The sequence below is a fragment of the Sharpea porci genome (genome assembly GCF_009695655.1).
In the GTDB taxonomy this organism is placed as follows: Bacteria; Bacillota_I; Bacilli_A; order Erysipelotrichales; family Coprobacillaceae; genus Sharpea; species Sharpea porci.
On the sequence record NZ_VUNM01000059.1, the window covers coordinates 1 to 2,764 of the forward strand.

Below are 2,764 nucleotides of genomic sequence, written 5' to 3' on the forward strand. Positions count from 1 at the left end.
ATCCCCAGGGGAAGCGCCTGGGAGGGCGCTCCATAGAGGGCGAAGGACCCGTACCCGAAGGGGAGGCGTCAGCGCGAGCAGGGATCCTGAGTACGGCGGGACACGAGGAATCCTGCCGGAAGCATCGGGGACCATCCCGAAAGGCTAAACACTAGCGTGTGACCGATAGCGAACCAGTACCGTGAGGGAAAGGTGAAAAGAACCCCGGAAGGGGAGTGAAAGAGAGCCTGAAACCATATGCCTACAAGAAGTCAGAGCCCCGCATGAGGGTGATGGCGTGCCTTTTGTAGAATGAGCCGGCGAGTCACTGTGCGCGGCAAGGTTAAGCGGAAGACGCGGAGCCGAAGCGAAAGCGAGTCTGAAGAGGGCGCAAGTCGTGCGGAGTGGACCCGAAACCGGGTGATCTAGCCATGGACAGGTTGAAGTCGGGGTGAGACCCGATGGAGGACCGAACCGACCCCCGTTGAAACGTTGGCGGATGATCCGTGGCTAGGGGTGAAATTCCAAACGAACCCGGAGATAGCTGGTTCTCCCCGAAATAGCTTTAGGGCTAGCGTCGCGCGATTGGCGCCGAAGGTAGAGCACTGAATGCATGATGGCCGCATCCCGCGGTACTGAGTGCAATCAAACTCCGAATGTCGGCAGGCAGAGCGCGGCAGTCAGTCCGCGGGTGATAAGGTCCGCGGACAAGAGGGAAACAGCCCAGACCATCAGCCAAGGTCCCCAAGTACATGCCAAGTGGAAAAGGAAGTGGAGACGTGCAGACAGCTAGGAGGTTGGCTCAGAAGCAGCCATCCTTTGAAGAGTGCGTAACAGCTCACTAGTCGAATGACTCCGCGCCGATAATTTACCGGGGCTAAGCATGACACCGAAGCTATGGATTACGATGTAATGGTAGGGGAGCGTTCCATCCAGCGGTGAAGCATGACCGTAAGGGCATGTGGAGCGGATGGAAGAGAGAATGCCGGCGTGAGTAGCGAGATGCAGGTGGGAATCCTGCACACCGATGGCCCAAGGTCTCCAGGGGAAGGCTCGTCCTCCCTGGGAGAGTCGGGACCTAAGGCGAGGCCGAGAGGCGTAGCCGATGGAAGACTGGCGGAGATTCCAGTACCCCATGAGGTGAGACGGAGTGACGGAGACGTGAGGCTGTACCGGGTGACGGAATACCCGGGGCAAGCGAGGCAGGCGGGGCGAAGTGAAATGCGCGCCCGGAACGCCGAGAGCGCGAGGCATACGGAAAGCTGCGGCAAGTACGGAAATCAGCGGAGCGTCTTCCAGGAAAAGCTTCTATCACACAGGCCTCATGGGCCCGTACCGAAAATGGACACACATGGGCAGGGAGAGAATCCTGAGGTGAGCGAGAGAACTGCAGCCAAGGAACTCTGCAAAATGACCCCGTAACCTAGGGAGAAGGGGTGCTCACGAAGAGTGAGCCGCAGAAAAATGGCCCAAGCGACTGTTTACCAAAAACACAGCTCCCTGCGAAGGCGCAAGCCGAAGTATAGGGGGTGACGCCTGCCCGGTGCTGGAAGGTTAAGAGGAGGAGTCAGCTTACGCGAAGCTCCGAGCCGAAGCCCCAGTAAACGGCGGCCGTAACTATAACGGTCCTAAGGTAGCGAAATTCCTTGTCAGGTAAGTTCTGACCCGCACGAAAGGCGTAACGATTTGGGCGCTGTCTCGGCTGCAGGCTCGGTGAAGTCTTAGCACCTGTGAAGATGCAGGTTGCCCGCGACTAGACGGAAAGACCCCATGGAGCTTCACTGCAGGCTGGCATTGGGACTGGGTCCATCACGTACAGGATAGGTGGGAGGCAGAGAGACCGGCGCGTCAGCGTCGGAGGAGCCGCTGGTGGGATACCACCCCTGATGGGCCTAGTTTCTAACCGGACGCCATGAACTGGCGACGGGACAGCGCCAGCCGGGCAGTTTGACTGGGGCGGTCGCCTCCCAAAGAGTAACGGAGGCGCCCAAGGATACCCTCAGCGTGGATGGAAACCACGCAGCGAGTGCAAAGGCATAAGGGTGTCTGACTGCGAGACATACAGGTCGGGCAGGGACGAAAGTCGGGCTTAGTGATCCGGCGGTAGAGAATGGAATTGCCGTCGCTCAACGGATAAAAGCTACCCTGGGGATAACAGGCTGATCTCCCCCAAGAGTTCACATCGACGGGGAGGTTTGGCACCTCGATGTCGGCTCATCGCATCCTGGAGCTGAAGTCGGTTCCAAGGGTTGGGCTGTTCGCCCATCAAAGCGGTACGCGAGCTGGGTTCAGAACGTCGTGAGACAGTTCGGTCCCTATCTGTCGTGGGCGCAGGAGGTCTGAGGAGAGCTGCCCTCAGTACGAGAGGACCGGGGTGGACGGACCGATGGTGGACCGGCTGTCACGCCAGTGGCACAGCCGGGTAGCCAAGTCCGGAAGGGATAATCGCTGAAGGCATCTAAGCGAGAAGCCCCCTCCGAGATGAGACCTCCCGCCGCAAGGCTAAGGCCCCTCGAAGACTACGAGGTTGATAGACCGGGAGTGCAAGCATGGCGACATGCTGAGCGGACCGGCACTAATAGGCCGAGGACCTGGCCACAAGAGTGAGGAGAGAGAGTAATGCGTCCGGCTTTGAGGGAATCCCTCGGAGGATCTGGCGGAAATGGCGCGGCGGGCACACCTGTACCCATCCCGAACACAGAAGTTAAGCGCCGCAGCGGCGACGATAGTGCGCAAGTGCGACAATAGCGCTCTGCCAGGTAGGCAAAGGACCGGAAGGTCCTTT

Annotated in this window: 2 rRNA genes; both read left to right on the forward strand. The window is 59.4% G+C overall.

The annotated features are described in order from the left end of the window. Positions 1 to 2,578 (forward strand): 23S ribosomal RNA (locus FYJ79_RS12270); the annotation flags it as partial. A 53-nt stretch (positions 2,579 to 2,631) separates the two neighbouring features. After that, positions 2,632 to 2,740, forward strand: a 5S ribosomal RNA gene (rrf, locus tag FYJ79_RS12275). Positions 2,741 to 2,764: the final 24 nt, after the last annotated feature.